Origin of the sequence: Falsihalocynthiibacter sp. S25ZX9 (assembly GCF_041205405.1) — a bacterium.
Classification (GTDB): Bacteria; Pseudomonadota; Alphaproteobacteria; order Rhodobacterales; family Rhodobacteraceae; genus Falsihalocynthiibacter; species Falsihalocynthiibacter arcticus.
On record NZ_JBGFCD010000052.1, the window covers coordinates 1 to 1,958 of the forward strand.

Here is a 1,958-nt window from a genome sequence, read left to right on the forward strand (position 1 = left end):
TGACATCGATCCCTCGTTCGTGCAGTAAGTCTTCTACGTTTCGAAGTGAGAGAGGAAATCGGACATAGAGCATCACCGCTAGGCGAATAATCTCAGGACTGGTTTTGAAGTAGCGAAATGGAGAGCGTTTTGTCATACTCCGAAGCTACGAAACGATCCTACTTTTAAAAACCGGATTTCCTCTGACACCACCCTCTGATGCCCGCCAATCACAAAATCTAAACGTTGTGAGGCCGCATTGTTCTCCCGCTTGTACATAACTACGAGGCGGGCTCGTTCGATCATATCGACACTATGACGCGTTTTTTGCCTGCTATCTTGGTGTACCAACTTAGTTTGCGCTTCACAAACGAGTGAACTATTGGATTCCCAGAGCGACTTATAGAATTAAAATGGGCGGCTCTCCTCGGGCATGAGAAAGCCGCCGCTAATCGCGCGTTATTTGGGGATAATAACTGCGTCAATTACGTGGATCACTCCATTTGAAGCTTCAATGTCTGCTGAAACTACATTGGCTCCGTTCACTTTAACGCCACCCTCAGTCATGATAGTTATTTCACCACCCTGAACTGTGGTCGCCATCATGTTGTTGCTTAGATCGCCGCTCATTACCTTACCTGCCACAACGTGATATGTAAGGATCGCAACGAGTTGGTCTTTGTTCTCTGGCAACAATAGAGATTCTACAGTTCCCTCCGGCAATGCAGCGAAGGCTTCGTCTGTTGGCGCAAATACAGTAAATGGCCCTTCGCCTTTCAATGTATCAACGAGTCCTGCAGCCTGTACTGCTGCGACCAGTGTATTAAATGACCCGGCAGCAACAGCGGTGTCAACGATATCTTTCGAATGACCGCCAGCATAGGCAAAAGTTGCTGATGTGAGAGCTGCAGCGGAAGTGATTGCGAAAAAAGTACGACGGAACATTTTAGTCTCCAGAAAAAAGGTCGCCAGCTTGATGCTGGATATAGATATTACGTCTCCTCGCTTCAATCGGATCACTTTTAAAAAAACATTTACCATCCGCCTCACCAAAGTGACCTCCTAACCGTTGGACAAAAGAGCCTTGTCAAAGATCAAAGCTGAACGTCTTTGCGGCGACACTATCAGATGAGACTCGGTTGCGAACGTGTGACGCGCCGCTTTTGAGAGATGCGGCGTCTGTCAAAGTTCGACACCGTCCACTTTTCAGTTCACAATTACTTCGATCAAGAGCGTTACTTTAACTTACGCAGCAATCTCAAATTCAACCGCACCAGTGATTTCACAGAGTGGCGCGAACTTGGCGCGGTATTGCTATGACAATTCAAAGAGATCGAAAGGGTATGGCGCAATCTTTTTGGGCAGCCATATCGTGGAACCAGTCCAGTCAATCGCTTTAACGAATATTCCTAGACTTGCTCATTTACGGCTCGCCCTGGGGTTTGCAGCACGCGCTCCAAAGCTTTGCGCCAGTTTTGAAAAGGCCGGACGAACTGGAAGAAAGAGTTTATAAATTGCTTCTAAAGCACGCGTTGCACCTGGGATTTTGGACAGACGTGCAGCCCACCGCCACCCAGGCAGCGTTTCCCAAACAGCTATGAAGGCACTTGCGCCAGACACGAGTGTGCCGTCCACAAGCCGCACATGAAAGCGTTTCATTGCATCGCTTGAAACAAGGCCGGTCCCCAGGACCGCATTTTCTTCAGACACATCTACAAATTGTAGTTGGTCACCACCAAGACGTGATGCGTAGTGATCGATCTCGGCCGAGCAGAGCGGACAAGACCCATCAAAGTAGATTGTTGGCCCTTGCGTCTGGCATTCCAAAGCTGGCTCATGATGGACCGCTTTCAAGACGATCTGGACCTGTCGCGCTTTAGTGCCGCCCCAAGTGCTCGTTTAAGCCACTTTCCGTTCGAAAGCGACGGGACTTTTCCATCCCAGTGCTGAATGGCGCCGTCGCGGATTGTAGAACCCAT

The 1,958-nt window shown here is 49.1% G+C and carries 2 protein-coding genes and 1 pseudogene; all 3 read right to left on the minus strand.

Going from position 1 to position 1,958, the window contains the following annotated elements; genetic code table 11:
- Positions 1-136 (minus strand): annotated as a pseudogene (locus AB9F29_RS21175) (IS6 family transposase); the annotation flags it as partial.
- 302 nt (positions 137-438) lie between these two features.
- On the minus strand, positions 439-924 hold the full coding sequence (locus tag AB9F29_RS21180; protein ID WP_369757162.1) for a fasciclin domain-containing protein: 486 nt from the start codon (positions 922-924) through the stop codon (positions 439-441).
- 474 nt (positions 925-1,398) lie between these two features.
- Positions 1,399-1,833, minus strand: a complete 435-nt coding sequence (locus tag AB9F29_RS21185; RefSeq protein ID WP_369757161.1) for a thiol-disulfide oxidoreductase DCC family protein — start codon at positions 1,831-1,833, stop codon at positions 1,399-1,401.
- Positions 1,834-1,958 lie beyond the last annotated feature (125 nt).

Coding starts and splice junctions, on each gene's coding strand:
- AB9F29_RS21180 (WP_369757162.1), bottom strand. CDS start 924: ATGTTCCGTCGTACTTTTTTCGCAATCACTTCCGCTGCAGCTCTCACA.